Source organism: Scytonema hankhaensis NUACC26 (assembly GCF_045865695.1).
Classification (GTDB): domain Bacteria; phylum Cyanobacteriota; class Cyanobacteriia; order Cyanobacteriales; family Nostocaceae; genus Scytonema.
The window spans coordinates 59,784-77,454 of the sequence record NZ_BAACAP010000246.1 but is presented as its reverse complement, the minus strand read 5'-3'; the positions used below and the strand labels follow the sequence as shown (position 1 = coordinate 77,454).

Genomic DNA, 17,671 nt, shown 5'->3' with positions numbered 1-17,671 from the left:
AGCATCAAAAGGGAGCTTATACCAAATAAAAGAATCAGCAATAATATGCTAATTTTTCTGGTGGGGAATACCCACCTTTTTTTACAGTTAATCAGATTTTACTCAGATTAAACTTGTCTAGATTTGGTTTTGGGCGATTGCTTTTCTCCCTTTGGTTCTAGCTCCAAATTGGGATTTTCTAAACTAGAACTAGGATGTGGAGAGTCGGTGCTGGCAAGCAACTCGTCAATAAAAAGGTCGATCGCGATCGCAATTCGTTCTTTCTTTTCGGGACCACGAGCAACTCTCCAATTCTTCAAAATGCGATCTCGCACAGCGAGCAAGCTTTGCTTATCGCGCACTGCCTGATAATCTGGTTGCCTGAGCGTGTCTACATTGTTAACAGAATTGTTTACACTCAGGCGATGAACTCCCCCAAAGCTGTTTCCAGTTGGTTTAGCTTTTCTTGGAGAGGTGCAAGTTGAGAGGCAATGCGATTGTCTACATCATTTGTAGACAAAGTATACAATGGAGTTGTAGATAATTCTTTTGACGTTGTGGACAAACCTAAAGCTTCCCGGAGTAGGCGTTGTGCAGTTTGATTCAAGCTTTCCCCTGGGTGTTGGTGTTGTCTTAAAACTTGTAATTCAACATCACCTATCCGGTACGAAATGACTTGGCTATTTTTCATAGCGTAGACTTTTGTAAACAGTTTGTATACAACATTGTAGCGGAATTCGTCAACAGCTAAAAATGCATACAAGGTGTAGACGCCCGTGTACACGTTGTTTTGAAAGTGACATAATTACTCTTATACGTCTTTCATCATGCTAAAAATGCCGATCGCCCTTGTCCATAATCTAGAAGAACGCCATCAACTAAACCACCTTGCCCCACTCGATGCCCAAGCAAGATTGGTTGAAATGTGGTTGTATGCAAAATCTGAAAACAGTGAAGAAGCGTATCGTCGCATCGTTACCAATTTTTTGGCTTTTGTAGCAAAGCCAATACCCGAAATTAGTCTTGAGGATCTATATCAGTATGCGGGGCATCTGGAAGAGTTGAAATTATCACCCAGCAGTCAGAAAACCTATCTCTCTATCGTTAAATCGTTATTGAGTTTTGCCACCAAAATTGGCATGACCCAAGTGAACGCTGGAGCAGCATTAACTCTAAAATCCCCTCCTGACTCTCTCAGCAAGCGCATACTCAGCGAAACTGAAATAATTTTGTTAACTCATGCCGAAAAAAATCTTAGAAACAGATTGATTTTACGCTTATTTTATGCTATTGGAATTCGTGTAAGTGAATTGTCGCGTTTAAAATGGGAAGATTTAACACCGCGAGGGGACTCTGGACAACTTGAAGTTGTTGGGGGCAAGGGCGGTAAATCCCGATCAGAGGTTGAGCCGAGATACGTGTAAAAACCTGCAAGATGATCTAGAAACACCTGCTATTTATAGCTTGTAGCGATTTTTAAGTAAATTGACAGGAGAGTGAAATTTTGGTGTATGTATCGCTACAAAAACAGAAGTGTTTATTAACTTTATTAACGATTTTTCCTACGCGCTCGCCATATCCTTGGTCACAGAGGATTGTGCGAAACTCTTATAACTAGAGGATTACAGACTCAAGGATGAGCATCCAAGCAAACAGTATATTAAATTCTGTTTGCTACAAAAAAGCAATTATTACACAGAAAGTGCCAGTACATTTATGCACAAATCTTTTGTCTCGTGTCAAAAACGCTCAAGCTTTTATACAACAAGGCTTTTCAGACCATCTTGCAGGTTTTTACACGTATCTCGGCTCAACCTCAAGTCCGCCTACGCGGACTAAGAAAACCCACGTAGGTGGGTTTCGCTTGTATAGCTGCGAATTCTATTCGCCAAGGCTTTATAAATATTCTCCTAACTGCTGTTGAAACTCTTTAGCCTGTTGAGAATTGGGAATATATACCATTAATCTATTGATTAATTCTATTTGCGAAATGGATGGTTGAGCCTTTATAGCCTTTTTAATTAGAAAAGGAGCAATCGGACCAACTAACTTAGCTAAGTGTTGCTCGCATTGACGAAGAAACTTTTCATCAAGAACTTGATTTTCTTGACTGTGAGAACAAATTGACTTTGGTTGAGGTTGAGCAGAGGCTGCTTGTAAAATCAACTTTGCTTGTTGCTCGAATTTAGTCCGTTGCTGAGGTAATATGTGTCGTGCCAATTTCTCGATCAATTCTTCAGAAGTATTTACTTTTCCCAAAACTTTTTTTAATAAGGTACGAGCAATTGGTCCGAGAGATTCTACTAGCAGATGTTCTAGTTGTCCTTGCTGTTCGGAGTTAAGATATAAATAGGAAGAAGCTTTGTTCTTTTCTAATACATTAAAATTATTTGAAGGTTGAACAATAGCAATTTTTGAAGTTTCTTGAAACTGCTGCGTAGGGGTAATATTAAAACTTTGGTTTTCCCTATCTTCTCCTATTTCTACTTTTAGATTGGGAATACGGGCTAGATTACCGGGTAATATATCAAGGACACCAGGTGCTGATGACAGCCAAAGATGAAGCGGGATTCCTCTGAGTTCTAGAAGTGTTTGCAATTGAGCAATCCACCCAGCAACTGGTAACCCGACTTGTGTATCTGCAGCTGTTAGAGTTTCTAGTACCATCTGGGAAAATAGTTCTGGTTGTTGTGGAGGCGTAGCAACTGCGATCGCGCATTGTCCTTGTTCGGAACCCAGTTGTAACTCTTCCACCCATTTTGCCAGGGAAGTTGCCCCAGGACAATCTAGCACAACAATTTGCTGAGTGTTTGCACAACGGCACAATTCCTGTTTTAACCAAGAACGGCTAATCCGCACACCATCTCCTAATACTAACCAAGCTTCCCCATCTTGGCTCTCCTCAATTTGACCCCGTAAATATAGCAACGCTGTTGTTGTTTGTTTGATTGTAGGAAAGCCTCCGAGCGTATTTGAGGATTTTGTACTCTGACAATACAAACAAGATCGGATTGCTTCGTTAATTTCTGTCCATACCGTTCCTTTTTTAGGCAAATACTCCAGTTCAAAACCACCAGCCCCTCTTAGAACTTGACTGAGGGCGCGAGAAGTTTTGCTATTGAACGCATCAACAATTAAAGCTCGTCGTACAGAACCAACTTCAGCGCTTGCTCTATGTTTTAATCCAACAATTAACTCTCCCACTCCTTCTACAATTCTTTTGGGAGTTTGCAACGGGTATTCTGGATGAAGATACGTTTCGCCTCGGCTTAGCTTTTGCTGATTGATCAAACGCAGTTGTTGGTTTTTTTTATCAATATATCTGAGAGTTTGAGAATAAACATATTTGTAAAGCCCATCAGCGTCTATTACACCTTGGGAGTCTGCAGCTTCACCTAAGAGTCCTTTCATGAGATAATAAGTGAACAGCCCATGCCCTAGCTCGGGAAATTCCCAGGACTGCTGCCCTTGGTCGCAAGACAATAACGCACAAAATCCTTTACTTTGAGAAGCTCGTTTTCGTAATACTTCCTGTAGTTGATGTGTAATCTCCTGAGCATTAACCATACTATTTTCATCTATAGCCGTTGCTCCCTTTGCTCCCGACCCTACAAGCACCATGTCACCACTATGGCACGTATCCAAACAGAGTAACTGTTGGCGGGCAGAACTAGCACTTAAAATTTGCAAGAGTTCCTGCAAACTCAACCCTGAAGTTAAGAGATGGTCTTTCTTCGTATCTGACAAACACAACACCGCTTGTTGAGTACTCGGATCTAACATCCCGTGTGCGGAAAAATACAACAACACTGTGTCTTGATAACGAGTTTGGGCGACGAGTTGTTGCAAGCTCCTACGAACTGTCTGTAGGGTAGGAGAATATTTGCCAAAATCATGATGAATGATGACTTCCTTTTTTGGAAATCCTTGTGTTGCTTTTGCCAATGCTTCGGCTAATCCCTGACAATCAATTGCAGGATAGCGTAAAGAGGGCAAGTTTTCATCTTCGTAGTGATTCACCCCGACTAAAAAAACCCAAAGCTTGGCTTCCCCTGTTGTCAGAGTATGAGCAGAGCAACTAGTACCAACACCGAGAGGAGACATTTTGTTTACCTTTTTGCAACCAGCTTGGACACCTTACATAGTACTATTAATACATCGATTTTGATGAGTACTTAGCTCCCTCACCTCGTTCCCAGGTTCCGCCTGGGAATGCCTTTGAGCGGAGGCTCCGCCTCCCGTCTCTTGCGAGGCGGAGCCTCGCGGTATGCATTCCTAGCCTCTGGCTAGGAACGAGAGAGTACCGAAACGAGAGAGTACCGAATGAGGGGTATTATCTCCAATTTACCTGTTATATCCTGAAAGAATTTGGGAATCTGTAATCTATAGTTAACATTCTATCAAATAGAGTTTGTGCCTTTATAGTATTAAAAATCAGATTCTGTTGTAAGAATTACGCAAAAGCTGCAAAATTTTATTGAACCAAGCTCTTTGTAATAAACTAGAGAAAATACGAACAAACCCTTTCTCTTTAGAAATCTTTACACTTTTGATTCATGCGTCCCCGCCAAAGCATTGTTGAGGTCTTTTCGACTTTCCTACAATTTGATGGAGACAAAGCAAGTGGTTGGGCGACTGACCCCAAGCTGCGTCGTAGTATGCTCGCTTGCCAATCTAGCCTGCCAAAACCAGAAACTTCTGAAAATTTTTGGGCTATTTACTGGTATAAATTATGGCATAAAGAAAGTACGAAATTAGGTGAGGCACATTTATCAGCTTACTTGCAAGAGGTTTGCTATTGGGCAGTGCAAAAAACAATTTCTAGCTTTTCGGCAATACAGTACACGCCATCTGACTGCTTTCAAATAGCGATCGCACGAATCGGTAAAGTATTAAAAGGATTCAACCCTCAATTAGGATTTCACCTGAAACATTATGCCAGCGCAGTTTTTAGCAGAGAACTTAAAGAAATCTTGCGCCAGCAGCACGAAGTCGATATTTGCACCAATTGGAAATTGTTACGCAAGCTCAGCCAAAAGCAACTGATAGAATCTTTAAACAATGCAGGACTCAGTTCGGATACAGTTGCTTGTTACTTGTTAGCGTGGAAATGTTACCAGGTTGAGTATGTTCCACAACTACCAGCGACTTGTGGTCCCAAATTTTCTCATAAGCCAGAGGAAAGCACATGGAAGGCAATTGCACAACTGTATAACTCCGAACGTCACACTCAATTAAATCAACCAGGAGCAGAGTGCAGTCCAGAAACTTTGGAAAAGTGGATGAATGTTTGTGCGAAAGCAGCACGCTCTTATTTGTATCCAACTTTTGCGTCACTTAATGTTCCTAAAGGAGAGAACGCATCAGGAGAATTACTAGATAATTTACCGCAATTTGCCCAAGAATCATTATTTACGGAAATTATTGCACGAGAAGAAGAATTAAACAGGCGATCGCAACAAACCCAAATCAATGGTGTGTTACAAGCGTCTGTTGCCAAGCTAGAGCCAGAAGCCCGGACAATTCTCCAACTCTACTACAAACAAGACCTGACTCAACAGGAGATTGCAAAACAGCTAAATGTCAAACAGTATACAGTTTCTCGGCGGCTAACCAGGTCAAGAGAACTTTTACTGAAAGAACTTGGTGTTTGGAGCCAAGAGGTACTGCATATTTCTCTAAACTCAGAGGTATTTAAATATATCAACACCATTATGGAGGAATGGTTAAAAGTCTACTATAGCCATTCGCCAACGCAATAGGAGTAGCCGTGATGACTTTTAACTCAACCAAAGCTTTTGCCGACATAACTCAGTTGTACTTGGAAATACCACAAACAGTCCAAGTACGAGCTTGCGAGCATAGCCAATCTTTTTCGACACTCAGTCGTCGTTGGAATGCTTATCTCAATCAAATTTGCTTGAGTACTTTTCTTCCTTGGCTGCGGGAGGAACATATTCCTTCGGCTACTCCTTGGTCAAATGCTGCAACCTCTGCCAGTATTTGGGAAGTCGTGAATGGTACAGCCATTGTTTTCGGAACAACACGAATGGTGTTAATTCCTACTGAGGCGATAGATTTGAGTGAATTGCGCGTTCCACAAGAATGGGTAGATATTCCCACTTGGGCGGCTGATTACTACTTGGCAACACAAGTCAATCCAGAAGAAGGTTGGATAAAAATTGCGGGGTACGCGACTCATGAAAAACTTAAGACAAAAGGCAGCTATGATGTACGCGATCGCACTTATTCCCTAGACAAGGAAGACCTAATTCCAGACTTAAACATCCTCTGGGTCACGCGCCAACTTTGCCCTACAGAAACAACTCGGAGTGTAGTTACGCCCCTTCAATCCTTAACGCTAGTTCAAGCAGATAATTTAATACAGCGATTGGGTAATACTACTGTAATTTTACCACGGCTAGCCGTTCCTTTTACAATATGGGGAGCACTTTTAGAACATGGAGGATGGAGACAACGGTTGTACGAACGCCGTCAGAGTCTTCCAGAACAGTGGTCTGTTCTCAATTGGATAGTCAATGGTATTTCAGACTTAGCACAACAAGCAGGCTGGGTACAAATGGAACCACAATCGAGTCTTGCTGGAGGGCGGGGGGTGCAAGAGCAATTAAAGCCCGTGTTGATAAAGCGATTAGATATTGCAGGTCAACAGTATGAATTGCGAGTACTTCCTCAAGGCAAACCGGAAGAACAAAGATGGCGGTTTGAACTGAGAAATGTTGCTTTGGGCAAGCAAATTCCTGCTGGATTTAAGTTAAGACTTTTAACAGAAGATTTGCAACCATTTGAGAACAATGAAGATAGAGCTATAACGCCAGTAGATTTACTGTATATTGAGGTTGCATTTAATGAACCAGCAGAAGGATTAGTTTGGGAGGTAGAACCACTTCCAAAAAACTACCAACGAGAGATCTTGCGTTTTTAGGAGGTAGGGAGTGTTTGTCCCGTACAGATGTTCAAGTCGCGCTCGATACATATTAGGGAGCGATCGCCATCTTTCTCTTGCTTTGAATCGCTCTTGGGGACTTCCAAATAAAAAAATCTAGCGCTTTTCACTTGAACCCAATACAGTTCTTGTGGTGCGGGCGTCTCGCCCGCCACCAGTATAAGACGGGCGAGGACGGAGAGCAGCGCTTTGCATCTGAATGAGGTACACCCCCCTTTCATCCCCCCCCTAGCCCACGCCAGTCGCTGTGAGTTCGGGAGACCCTCCACCAGAGCGCTGGCTCCCCTTAAAAAGGGGGGAAAATACTCTTAAAGCCCGATCGCTACCCTACCGTGTATAAAACCGCGCTGCTTTTAACAGCGTGGTTTAGTTGAGATAGAGCTTTGAGATTGAGAAAATAAATTCGATATTAGTGAGACAGCTTTTAGCAGAAAATAGTATTAATCTTACTAATTTCAAACCAGGTGCTATGCAGAAAATTAGTGGCGAGTATAAGAACGCTCGAACTTTGTTTGTAATTTACCTGCTCCAGTTGCCAAAGCAATCATGACAAAAGCGGCGAAAACTGCTACTATTTGAAGCCAGTTAGCATCAGCAACTATCGCAGCCCCTGCAAGAACTATTGCGATCCCGATAAAGGTTTGTTTTAGTCGAATAGTTACTTGATATGCTCGATTACACGAACTACATAATTGTGTGTGTTGCAATAATCTGTCTAAAGAAGTTACCTTATTGTTCAATTCATGACTGTCTATATTTTTAGAAGTGGAATAGCCTTGATAATAGGGCAACGAAGAACCGAATTTATCCAGCCACTTGCGGTATGCAATGACTAATGTATCGGAGGTTTTCAGCGGGAAATAAATTTGTTTTAAGCTTTCTCCTAACTGGTGAATTTGTACATTTTGCCCAACCAAGAGCGCCATATCACCTTCTAATAGATTGTTGGTTTGAAAGTGATGCACCCAGCGGGGTTTAAGGTTAATGAACCATGTTAGTCCATTGATAAAATTTCTATGTAGAATCCGGCATTTATTCTTCCCTAAAGGAATTGAATATAAAGCCGTTCCAGCATTTAAAGATTTATCTTTAATTTGAAAACTAAACTTGTAAAGAACTAAGTTAGGAGCAATAAAATCCACCCGTCCCCGACTTGTAACAGATTTTCCAGCACCTTTAACTCTAGAAAGAATACCAGCAATAGTATTTTCTTCTACTTCAATTTCTAGAGGTCGAGCATATTCTTTTTTGCTGAGTACACCATCGTGGCTGATAGGGACATGGGCTGGATCGATGACATTTTCGATAAATAATGTTTGGTCGTAAGGAAGGTCGCGTATGTAGTTAACACAAGTAAATTCCGGCAGATCTAACTCGGGAATAATTGGAATGTCCTGCTCCAAGGCACTTTCAACTTCCCCAGCCCACATCCAAATTATACCTTGGCGTTTGACGACCTTAAATGATTTCACGCAGGCATTAGCTGGTATTTTGGCATCTACTGGTAACTGAGGAATATGAAGACATTGACCATCAGTACCAAATTGCCAACCGTGATACAAACACTCTATTTTGCCATCAATTATTTGACCATCGGAAAGTTTAGCTGCACGATGAGGACAACGATCTGTTAAACATACTAGATTTCCTTCTTTATCTTTGAATAATACTAAAGGTTCATCGTACAAAGAAAAGCTATAAGGGCGGTTTTTCGGCAAATCTTGTAGAAAGCAAACAGGATACCAGCACTGCTTCCAATTAAATTTTTCTGCTGTTTGTGCCGTTGATTCTGTTGTATTCATATCTAAATTCATTGATAACTCCTAACTTATTTGTAGTATTAAGAATTTTTTGTCATGTAATTTACCTGTCTAGAGTATAGTAACCGGTAAGAGGGAATGACTGGGAAATACCAGCATTGTAGCGAAATACGCCAGCTAACGTTTTTGAGCTGGCGATACGGCTGTAGGCTTTCTTTTATGCAAGCGATACGAATGGACGCCCGTAGTCCTTCATACCTCCGTTTTTCCTAAATTTTGTATAGATAGGATTTGCATAAAACAAAAAACTTTACTCTATGAATAAGATAAGCGGGTGGAAGACAGATCGACTACCCGTTCGCATTCTCAAGGAAAAATTAAGGAATAAGCGTATATGGCAAAAGTTTTACTCAATTCCTTGAGTAGTAGTGACATTGACTGGATGGTGTCCGCAGGGACTCGAAAACACATTCCTCCAAACACTGTTCTTATCCGTCAGGGCGAACCGCTCCATGGATTGTACATCCTCTTGGATGGCTCGATAGCAGTTACCGTGTCCCAACCTAGTGACAATCCCTTAGGTCATGCTTTCGCTGTTTTGGAAGGCGGCAAAATGTCAGGGCGTGAAATTGCCAGATTAGATAGTGGAGAAATGATAGGAGAAATGCCTTTACTGGAGACTTCTCTATCTTCTACCACCATAAAAACGGTGACCAAATCGCTGGTCTTGTCAATTCCGCAACATCGATTACTGGGAAAGTTACAGGAGGATGAGAGTTTTGCGGCTCATCTTTATCGAGCGATCGCAATTTTGTTAGCTAACAGACTAGAGAAGATAATTAGCCAACTAGGAAACAATAGCACGATTGCTTTGTGCGAACCGCAAATACGAGAAATCTTATTTGTTTTTGGAGAATTAAGCGATCTCGATATTGATTGGATGGTTTCCGTTGGAACTCCACAAAACCTCAGTGCAGGAACAGTTCTGATTCATGCAGGTAAAGCGATCGACGCCCTACACATTTTACTTGATGGAAAAATGACGGTTTCAATATCTGAAGATAAAAATGATTTCCTAGCCCGTGCATTTTCATCATTAGAAGATAGTGAAAGTGAAAGTTCAGAACAGGAGTTTGCCTGGGTATTAAAAGGTGACATAGTAGGAGAAACCCCATTTGTGGAAGTTCCTCTACCATTCGTCACTGTCCGTGCTGTAGAAAATTCCGTTGTCTTGTCCATTCCTCAGTGGAGACTAGCAGCAAAACTCATGCACGATATAGGTTTTGCAGCGCGTTTTTATAAAGTGTTAGCAATTTTATTAGCAGATAAACAACAACAAATTATCAGTCAATTTAGCTATGGAAGGCTTAGGTATAGCAAAGAACAACCTTTAGATGAAAACAGTATATATGAAAATGAACTTAGCTCTCATTTTTTAGCTCAAATGACACTAGCTGGAAATCGATTTGATTGGATGTTGAAAAAAATTATAAGAAGTTAAGTCATTGGTCATTGGTCATTGGTCATTGGTCATTGGTTATTTGTTTTACTAGATTTTCAAAAACACATTTGATTAAAGATTTTCCGAAATCTGATTAGATTTTATTGAAGTAAGAAATAAGCAATAAAGCTTTTAAATCTCCTTTTAAGTACAGTAGAGTGGGCATTGCCCACCAAAATTGAATATTGAGTGCTAACCAAAATTGAATGGTGGGCTTTACATAAATATCAAACTCAAATTTAAATCGCATTAATTCAAATTAAGAGGTGGGGTCAAATGGTTAACCAAAATACTGGGCTATTCCGCAAACAAGCTTTAGAACGTTCGTCTTCTCCAGAACAACTCGATCAAATCATGAAAGTTGTCAGCCCCAAAAATTGGTTACCGATCGCTGCTTTTGGCAGTCTAGTAGTATCCGGGCTTGCATGGAGTATCGTAGGTCGCATCCCAATTACAGTAGAAGGTCAAGGGGTAACGATCTATCCCAACCAAGTTACGGATATCCAAGTATCTAACTCTGGAGTTATCAAAGAATGGTACAGTCAAGTAGGAGATGTTGTCAAAAAAGGTCAAGTTCTGGGAATAATTGGCCAATCCGAACTGGAAAAACAATTGCAGCAACAAAACCTTAAACTGTTGCAACTTAAAGAACAAGATCGATCTGTCAGTTCGCTAGCCGGACAAGGAGTTGAACGGGAAAGAAGAGCTATTCAGCAACAACGGGAAAATGCTCAGCAACGAATCGGTGAATTACAAGTTTTGACTCCCACATTGAAAACAAGAAACCGTGAAGCGATTAAAAAAGAACGCCAGCAACTCGAACAACGATTGACACAACTGCAAGAATTAGCTCCTACAATTAAACAAAGAAATCGAGAATCTCTTAATCAGCAAACCCAAAGCTTACAAGAAAGAATTCAAGCAGCAAAAGCTCAATTGCCCTTCCTCAAAAAAAGAGTCAGTAATTTCAAAAGCTTAGTCGAGCAAAAAGTCGTTTCAGAAGCTGAATATTTTAGAGTTCAAGAAGAGTATCTCAAAAGAGCCGAAGAAATTGCTCAAATGGAGACTCAACTTAGAGAAGTGAAAGTGAGAGAAGGTGATACACAAGAAAAATTTATTAACAGTAATGATGAAATTTCAGGTATACGCTCTCGTTTACAAAAACTGCAAGTAGAAGAAACAAACGCCGAACAAGCGTATTTAATAAATATTAATGAAATTGCTAGACTCAGAGCAGAATTACGAGAATTAGATACGCGAGAAGCTAATCTTGCTAAACAAAACTTACAAGATGCAACAATTCGTAAAAACGAGATTCAAGAAGTTAGCAGCGAAATTGCTAAACTGGAACTGCAACTCCGTAATAATAGCCAAATTACCAGTCAGCAAGAGGGACGTATTTTAGAGATTGCTGTCAAACCAGGACAGGTTGTCAATGCAGGAACCCGCTTGGGAAGCATAGATGCGGCGAAGGACTCTAGTAAAATGGTAGCCATAACTTATTTTCCAGTTGCAGACGGTAAAAAGATTCAATCGGGAATGAAAATGCAAATTACACCTCAAACCGTTCAAAGAGAACGCTTTGGTGGTATTTTAGGTAAAGTCACTCATGTCTCAACTTTTCCGATCGCAAAAGAAGGAGCCGCTAGCATAGTGGGTAACGCCGAAATTGTGCAAAGTCTAATAGCACAGGGTCCTCACATTCAAGTTTTTGCCGAACTGCAAAGAGATTCTTCAACTTTTAGCGGCTATCGTTGGTCTTCTTCTAAAGGTCCGCAAATGAAGATTTCACCTGGAACCACAACTTCTGTACGAGTCACCGTTGAAGAACGAGCTCCAATTACCTTTGTCTTTCCCATCCTCAAATCTTGGAGTGGCGCGAACTGATATGTTGCAACTGCAGGTTCTCTTCGGGGGTCACAATAACCGACGCCGTACTCCTACTCTTATACAAATGGAAGCAGTGGAATGTGGTGCTGCTGCTCTGGGTATAATTTTAGGTTACTACGGTCGGATTGTACCGCTAGCAGAACTTCGTCAAGTGTGCGGTATATCTAGGGATGGGAGTAAAGCAACCAATATCCTCAAAGCTGCTAAGAATTACGGGCTTGTGGGAAAAGGGCTAAAAATTAAGGAGTTAGATGCCCTTCGCCAGTTAGAATGTCCTTACATCGTCTTTTGGAATTTTAACCATTTTCTGGTTGTAGAGGGATTCAGCAAAGAGCAAATTTATTTGAACGACCCTGCATCTGGGGCGCGAACCGTTTCCATACAAGAATTTGATGCAGCGTATACGGGAGTCGTACTGGTTTTTCAACCAGGACCGGATTTTACAAAAGGTGGTAGCAAACCTAGTGTTATCCAAGCTTTGTGGAAGCGGTTACAAGGTTCTACAGGAGTACTTATTTATTGTATTGTAGCAGGGTTTTTACTGGTACTACCAGGATTGGCAATACCAGTATTTACTCAAGTATTCGTAGATAATGTTTTGATTCAAAATCGACAAGATTGGTTGAGACCTCTGCTGTTAGGGATGCTAATCACTGGGAGTTTAAATGCATTGTTAACAATGTTACAGTTGCAGTTTCTCCGTCGAATGAAGGTAAAGCTCTCTGTAGGGATGTCTAGCCAATTTGTATGGCATATCTTACGTCTACCAGTGAGTTTTTATGCTCAACGGTTTGCAGGTGAAATTAGCAGTCGCATCCGCCTGAATGACGATCTAGCAAATATCCTCTCAGGAAAATTAACGACTTCGGCAATTGCTGCAATTATGGTGATTTTTTATGCCGCCGTCATGTTGCAGTATGATATAGTACTGACAGCAATTGGGATTTCTTTTGCGATCGCCAACCTCCTGATTTTACAGTTAGTCTCCCGACAGCGCACAGAGACCAACATAAGATTAATACAGGAGCAGGGAAAAGTCACTGGGGTAGCTATTTCCGGGCTTCAAAGCATGGAAACACTCAAAGCATCTGGGTTAGAATCCGATTTTTTCTCCCGATGGGCGGGTTACTATGCCAAATCAGTTAATGCTCAGCAGACAATGGAAGAGAGCAACCAGTTTTTAGGAACTGTCCCTAGTTTCCTCTCTGACATAACAACAATGCTGGTTTTGGTCATAGGCGGTATCCGAGTGATGAACGGTGACATTACCATTGGGATGCTGGTAGCGTTTCAAAGCCTGATGCAAAGTTTTATGGAACCTATCAATAATCTCGTCAACCTCGGAAGCGAACTCCAAGAAGTGGAGGGGAATCTCAATCGCCTAGATGATGTTTTGTGCAATCCCGTAGATTTGCAAGTAGACGAAACAGAGGGAAGACAACAAGAACAAAGTAAAATCCCCAAGCCCCAATCGCCAATCTCCAATCCCCAAGCCCCAAGCCCCAAACTCCAAGGATACATTCAATTACGAAACGTTACATTTGGTTACAACCGAGTTGCTCCTCCGTTGATTGAAAACTTCAATCTTTCAGTGAAACCAGGAAAGCGAGTCGCCTTGGTAGGAGGTAGTGGTTCTGGTAAATCTACCATCGCGAAACTCATATGCGGGCTATATGAACCTTGGGAAGGAGAGATTCTGTTCGACGCTCAACCAAGGTCCCGAATTCCGCGTCAAGTTCTTGTCAATTCTCTCTCCTTTGTAGATCAAGATATCTTACTATTTGCTGGCACTGTTAGGGACAACTTAACTCTCTGGGATAGCACTGTACGCGAGATTCAGTTAGTACGGGCGTGCGAACATGCAGCCATACACGATGCGATCGTTTCCTTACCAGGAGGATATAACAGTCAACTCTTAGAAGGTGGTGCAAATTTAAGTGGCGGTCAAAGACAGCGCTTGGAAATTGCCCGTGCTTTAGTTAACAACCCCTCCATTTGTATTATGGATGAAGCGACTAGTGCGCTTGATACTGAAACAGAAAAAATTATTGACCAGAAGCTACGTCAGAGAGGATGCACTTGTATCATTGTTGCACACAGACTAAGTACCATCCGAGATTGTGATGAGATCGTTGTCTTAGAAAAGGGAAAGGTGGTACAAAGAGGTACTCATCAAGAATTACAAAAAACTGAGGGTCTTTACTTAGAATTGATCCGCAGTGAGGGAGACGCGCTAGAGGAGGGGTAAATACTGATGACTTCTTATACTAGAGTTCAAGGCTTGCAGCAAGACCTATATAGGTTTAATGGCAATGAACCCCTACTTCTCAGCGATACCCAAACAGTTTGGGTTGTGCAATCGGGTTCTTTTGCACTATTTGCTATTACCGTTGCTAGCGGTCTCCCCCAAGGTCAACGTCGCTATCTCACGAGTATTGGACCTGGAGAAGCGATGTTTTCAATTCCACCAAAACAAGAGCAGGAACAGCAGCAAATTATAGCCGTGTCACTTGAGCCAGCAGAGATTGTTAGAGTAACTAGAGCAGAATTTAATTATTTGTTGACTGTAAAAGAAAGCTCTGCTGTTTTGATGCTGGAACGCTGGATTCAGCAATTGAGTTCGGCACTTGCTGATGTATGCATTTCAACGTACAACATATTAGAGCCAGGAATCCGATTCTTTTCCTTAGAAGACGGCGAGATATTCTCTCCTGAACCTGGTAGTGTGTTGTGGGTCAGAATTCAGAAAGGATCTGCTAAATGGATGGGGTTTGAGGAATTAATCCAGCAACCTTCTTCTGCTATGCTCCCATTTGGGAATGGGATGTGGTTGGAAGCAGCAGAAAAATTGGTTGAACTCGAATACTACAGTACTAGGGATGTTCGAGATACAGAGGTTTTATTTGAGGGATTGGTTGAATTCATGAGTTATTTCTTGCAAGGCATTGTACTGCTACAGCAACAGGAAATACAGCAAGAATTACTCAAATACGAGGAAAAAAAGCGCCTGAATCGTCAGGTGATGAATGAAACGTTGGAAAAACTGGCTGGAGTTATAAAACAAACAAAAACAGCCTTCTTTCCAGTTGCATCACCTTCTTCGGATCTAGAAGAAGCTCTTCTGATTGCTGTAGGTGCTGTAGGGCGTGCTTTGGACATTACAATTCGTCCTCCATCTGACTCGGAAGACTTGGGACGGGTTCAAGATCCAATGGATGCGATCGCAAGAGCTTCCCAAATTCGGATACGTCGCGTCCAACTTACAGATAAATGGTGGAAACAAGATAGCGGTCCCATGCTGGGCTACACTGTAGAAGACCAATGCCCAGTTGCACTGTTACCTGTCTCTGCAAATCGCTACGAAATTTTCCATCCATTAACGAGGAAACGTACCCCAGTAGATGCCAAAAGTGCTGCAACTCTTACAACTATCGGTTACGTATTTTACCGACCGTTACCCGATAAAACACTAACAACATTCGACCTGCTGTTATTTGCCATGCGGGGTCACCTAAAGGGATTTGTATTTATCCTCATCATAGGAGTTGTAGTCGCCCTGCTAGGGATGCTCGTACCCCAAGCAACTGCCATTCTTATCGACAACGCCATTCCAGATGCTAACCGAGGGTTACTGTTGCAAATAGCTTTAGGGCTTACCGCCGCCACCATTGCAGAAGCCCTCTTCCAACTTACCCAAGGGCTGACCATTATGAGGTTGGAAACATTTGCCGATACTTCCACCCAAGCCGCCGTTTGGGATAGGCTGTTAAAGCTCAAAGCATCCTTTTTTCGCCAGTACTCAGTTGGCGATTTAGAGAGTAGAGTACAAGCTATTAGTGAAGTTCACCAGAAATTAAGCAGTACGGTACTCAAAACTCTGTTTAGCAGTTTGTTCTCCTTGTTGAACTTAGGGTTGCTTTTCTACTACAGTCCATCACTTGCTTTAATAGCGACTGTTGTTGCCTTTGTCAATGTTGCCATTACCATTGTTTTCGGCGTTCTCACTATACGGAAAATTCGTCCCCTACTGGAGCTAGAAGGAAATCTCTTTGGCATCATGGTACAGTTAATTAATGGAGTTGCCAAACTTCGAGTTGCTGGGGCAGAAGCACGTGCTTTTGGCTACTGGGGTAGGCAGTATAGCCATCAACTCAAACTCATGCTGAGTTCTCAAGCGCTTGAAGATAACCTGCTTGCGATTAATAAGTTTATGCCTACGCTGACATCCTGCATACTTTTCTGGTTTGCAGCCACTTCATTGCAGCAATCTCAGTTACAAGGGGGGCTTTCCACGGGTACATTTTTAGCATTTAACGCTGCTTTCGGCATATTTATTTCAGGAGCAACGAGTTTGAGTACAACAGTTATAGATATTTTAGAAGTTGTACCTTTGTGGAAGCGAGTGCAGCCAATTTTAACAGCCGAACCAGAAGTGAACTCTACTAAGGCAGATCCGGGTAGATTATCAGGTAGAGTTGTCGTAGACCATGTTATTTTCCGCTACAGAAATGACGGACCTCCAACGTTAAATAATGTGAGTCTCCGAGCCGAACCGGAGGAGTTTATTGCACTCGTAGGGACTTCTGGAAGTGGTAAATCAACATTATTCCGATTATTGCTAGGATTTGATACTCCAGAATCTGGCGGGATTTATTATGATGGACAGGATTTATCAGGGCTTGATATCAGTGCTGTGCGCCGACAGCTAGGTGTTGTACTGCAAAATAGCCGATTAATGTCAGCTTCTATTTTTGAGAATATTGCTGGTAATACCCAAGTAACAATGGATGAAGCATGGGAAGCTGCTTATATGGCAGGATTTGCTGAAGATATTGAAGCAATGCCAATGGGGATGCATACTGTCATTAGTGAAGGAGGTAGTAACCTTTCTGGCGGACAGAGACAGCGTTTGTTAATTGCGAAAGCATTGGTGTTAAAACCCAGAATCTTACTGTTTGATGAAGCGACGAGTGCTTTGGATAACAAAACACAGGCAATTGTCAGTGAAAGTTTAGACAGACTCAATGTGACGCGAATTGTCATTGCTCACCGACTGAGTACGATCCGCAATGCCGATCGTATCTATGTACTTCACGGCGGTCGAATTGTTCAGCAAGGTAGTTTTCAGCAATTAGCCAATCAAGAGGGGTTGTTTGCTCAGCTGATGGCAAGACAAAAATTATAACCAACCCTGTCTTGTGGTACGGGCGTCCCCGCCCGTACAGACATAGAGAGCAGTAAAACATCCTCTAAGGTTTATACCAATTTAATATGAAGCTGCATATTATTTTTACCCCGACTAACCTCCCCTTATAAAGGGGAGGAAAATAAATTTCCTGTTTCCCCCCTTGATAAGGGGGAGCCACTGCGCCATCGCGGGTTAAGCGACTTGTAGCAAGTGGTGAGTCCACCCTTGTAGAAAGGTTTCCTTTCGTAGAGGAGTGGCGAACCCGTAAGGGCGTGGATTAAGGGGGGTAAGGAGAGATGCCACAGATGGTAGAGTTTTTTCGGGAGCATCTTCATCTGAAAACGGTATTACTCTTCAAATGATAAGATTTTAGCTTTAGAGGGTTA

Annotated in this window: 11 protein-coding genes; 7 read left to right on the top strand and 4 right to left on the bottom strand. The window is 42.0% G+C overall.

Annotation, left to right across the window (positions count from 1 at the left end):
- Positions 1–107: 107 nt before the first annotated feature.
- Both ACKTT2_RS43855 and ACKTT2_RS43850 read right to left on the bottom strand, forming a co-directional pair.
- On the bottom strand, positions 108–341 hold the full coding sequence (locus ACKTT2_RS43855) for a hypothetical protein (RefSeq protein WP_407898488.1): 234 nt from the start codon (positions 339–341) through the stop codon (positions 108–110).
- A gap of 56 nt (positions 342–397) precedes the next feature.
- Positions 398–670: a hypothetical protein gene (locus ACKTT2_RS43850; RefSeq protein WP_407898486.1), complete on the bottom strand. Its 273-nt coding sequence runs from the start codon at positions 668–670 to the stop codon at positions 398–400.
- Positions 671–806: 136 nt separating this feature from the next.
- Between ACKTT2_RS43850 and ACKTT2_RS43845 the strand changes: the two genes are divergently transcribed.
- On the top strand, positions 807–1,403 hold the full coding sequence (locus ACKTT2_RS43845) for a tyrosine-type recombinase/integrase (protein WP_407898484.1): 597 nt from the start codon (positions 807–809) through the stop codon (positions 1,401–1,403).
- Between the two features lie 472 nt (positions 1,404–1,875).
- Here ACKTT2_RS43845 and ACKTT2_RS43840 read toward each other — a convergent pair whose 3' ends face one another.
- Entirely contained in the window at positions 1,876–4,083 is a 2,208-nt protein-coding gene (locus ACKTT2_RS43840; protein ID WP_407898482.1) for a caspase family protein, read from the bottom strand.
- A 452-nt stretch (positions 4,084–4,535) separates the two neighbouring features.
- Between ACKTT2_RS43840 and ACKTT2_RS43835 the strand changes: the two genes are divergently transcribed.
- Together ACKTT2_RS43835 and ACKTT2_RS43830 are read left to right on the top strand one after the other, a co-directional pair.
- On the top strand, positions 4,536–5,741 hold the full coding sequence (locus ACKTT2_RS43835) for a sigma-70 family RNA polymerase sigma factor (protein WP_407898480.1): 1,206 nt from the start codon (positions 4,536–4,538) through the stop codon (positions 5,739–5,741).
- Between the two features lie 11 nt (positions 5,742–5,752).
- A complete protein-coding gene (locus tag ACKTT2_RS43830; RefSeq protein WP_407898478.1) occupies positions 5,753–6,925 on the top strand; it encodes a DUF1822 family protein in 1,173 nt (390 codons plus the stop codon).
- Between the two features lie 500 nt (positions 6,926–7,425).
- Here the strand turns inward: ACKTT2_RS43830 and ACKTT2_RS43825 are convergent, their stop codons facing one another.
- A complete protein-coding gene (locus ACKTT2_RS43825) occupies positions 7,426–8,760 on the bottom strand; it encodes an aromatic ring-hydroxylating dioxygenase subunit alpha (RefSeq protein WP_407898476.1) in 1,335 nt (444 codons plus the stop codon).
- Between the two features lie 340 nt (positions 8,761–9,100).
- Here ACKTT2_RS43825 and ACKTT2_RS43820 point away from each other — a divergent pair, with 340 nt between their 5' ends.
- The 4 genes from ACKTT2_RS43820 to ACKTT2_RS43805 all read left to right on the top strand — a co-directional run bounded on the left by ACKTT2_RS43820 (position 9,101) and on the right by ACKTT2_RS43805 (position 17,282).
- The gene (locus ACKTT2_RS43820) at positions 9,101–10,207 is read left to right on the top strand and encodes a cyclic nucleotide-binding domain-containing protein (RefSeq protein WP_407898474.1); all 1,107 of its coding nucleotides are present in this window, start codon (positions 9,101–9,103) and stop codon (positions 10,205–10,207) included.
- A 276-nt stretch (positions 10,208–10,483) separates the two neighbouring features.
- Positions 10,484–12,094 carry an NHLP bacteriocin system secretion protein gene (locus ACKTT2_RS43815; protein ID WP_407898471.1) on the top strand — a complete coding sequence of 537 codons (1,611 nt, stop codon included), beginning with the start codon at positions 10,484–10,486 and terminating at the stop codon, positions 12,092–12,094.
- A 1-nt stretch (position 12,095) separates the two neighbouring features.
- On the top strand, positions 12,096–14,345 hold the full coding sequence (locus ACKTT2_RS43810) for an NHLP family bacteriocin export ABC transporter peptidase/permease/ATPase subunit (RefSeq protein WP_407898469.1): 2,250 nt from the start codon (positions 12,096–12,098) through the stop codon (positions 14,343–14,345).
- Between the two features lie 6 nt (positions 14,346–14,351).
- Positions 14,352–17,282: an NHLP bacteriocin export ABC transporter permease/ATPase subunit gene (locus ACKTT2_RS43805; protein ID WP_407898467.1), complete on the top strand. Its 2,931-nt coding sequence runs from the start codon at positions 14,352–14,354 to the stop codon at positions 17,280–17,282.
- Positions 17,283–17,671: the final 389 nt, after the last annotated feature.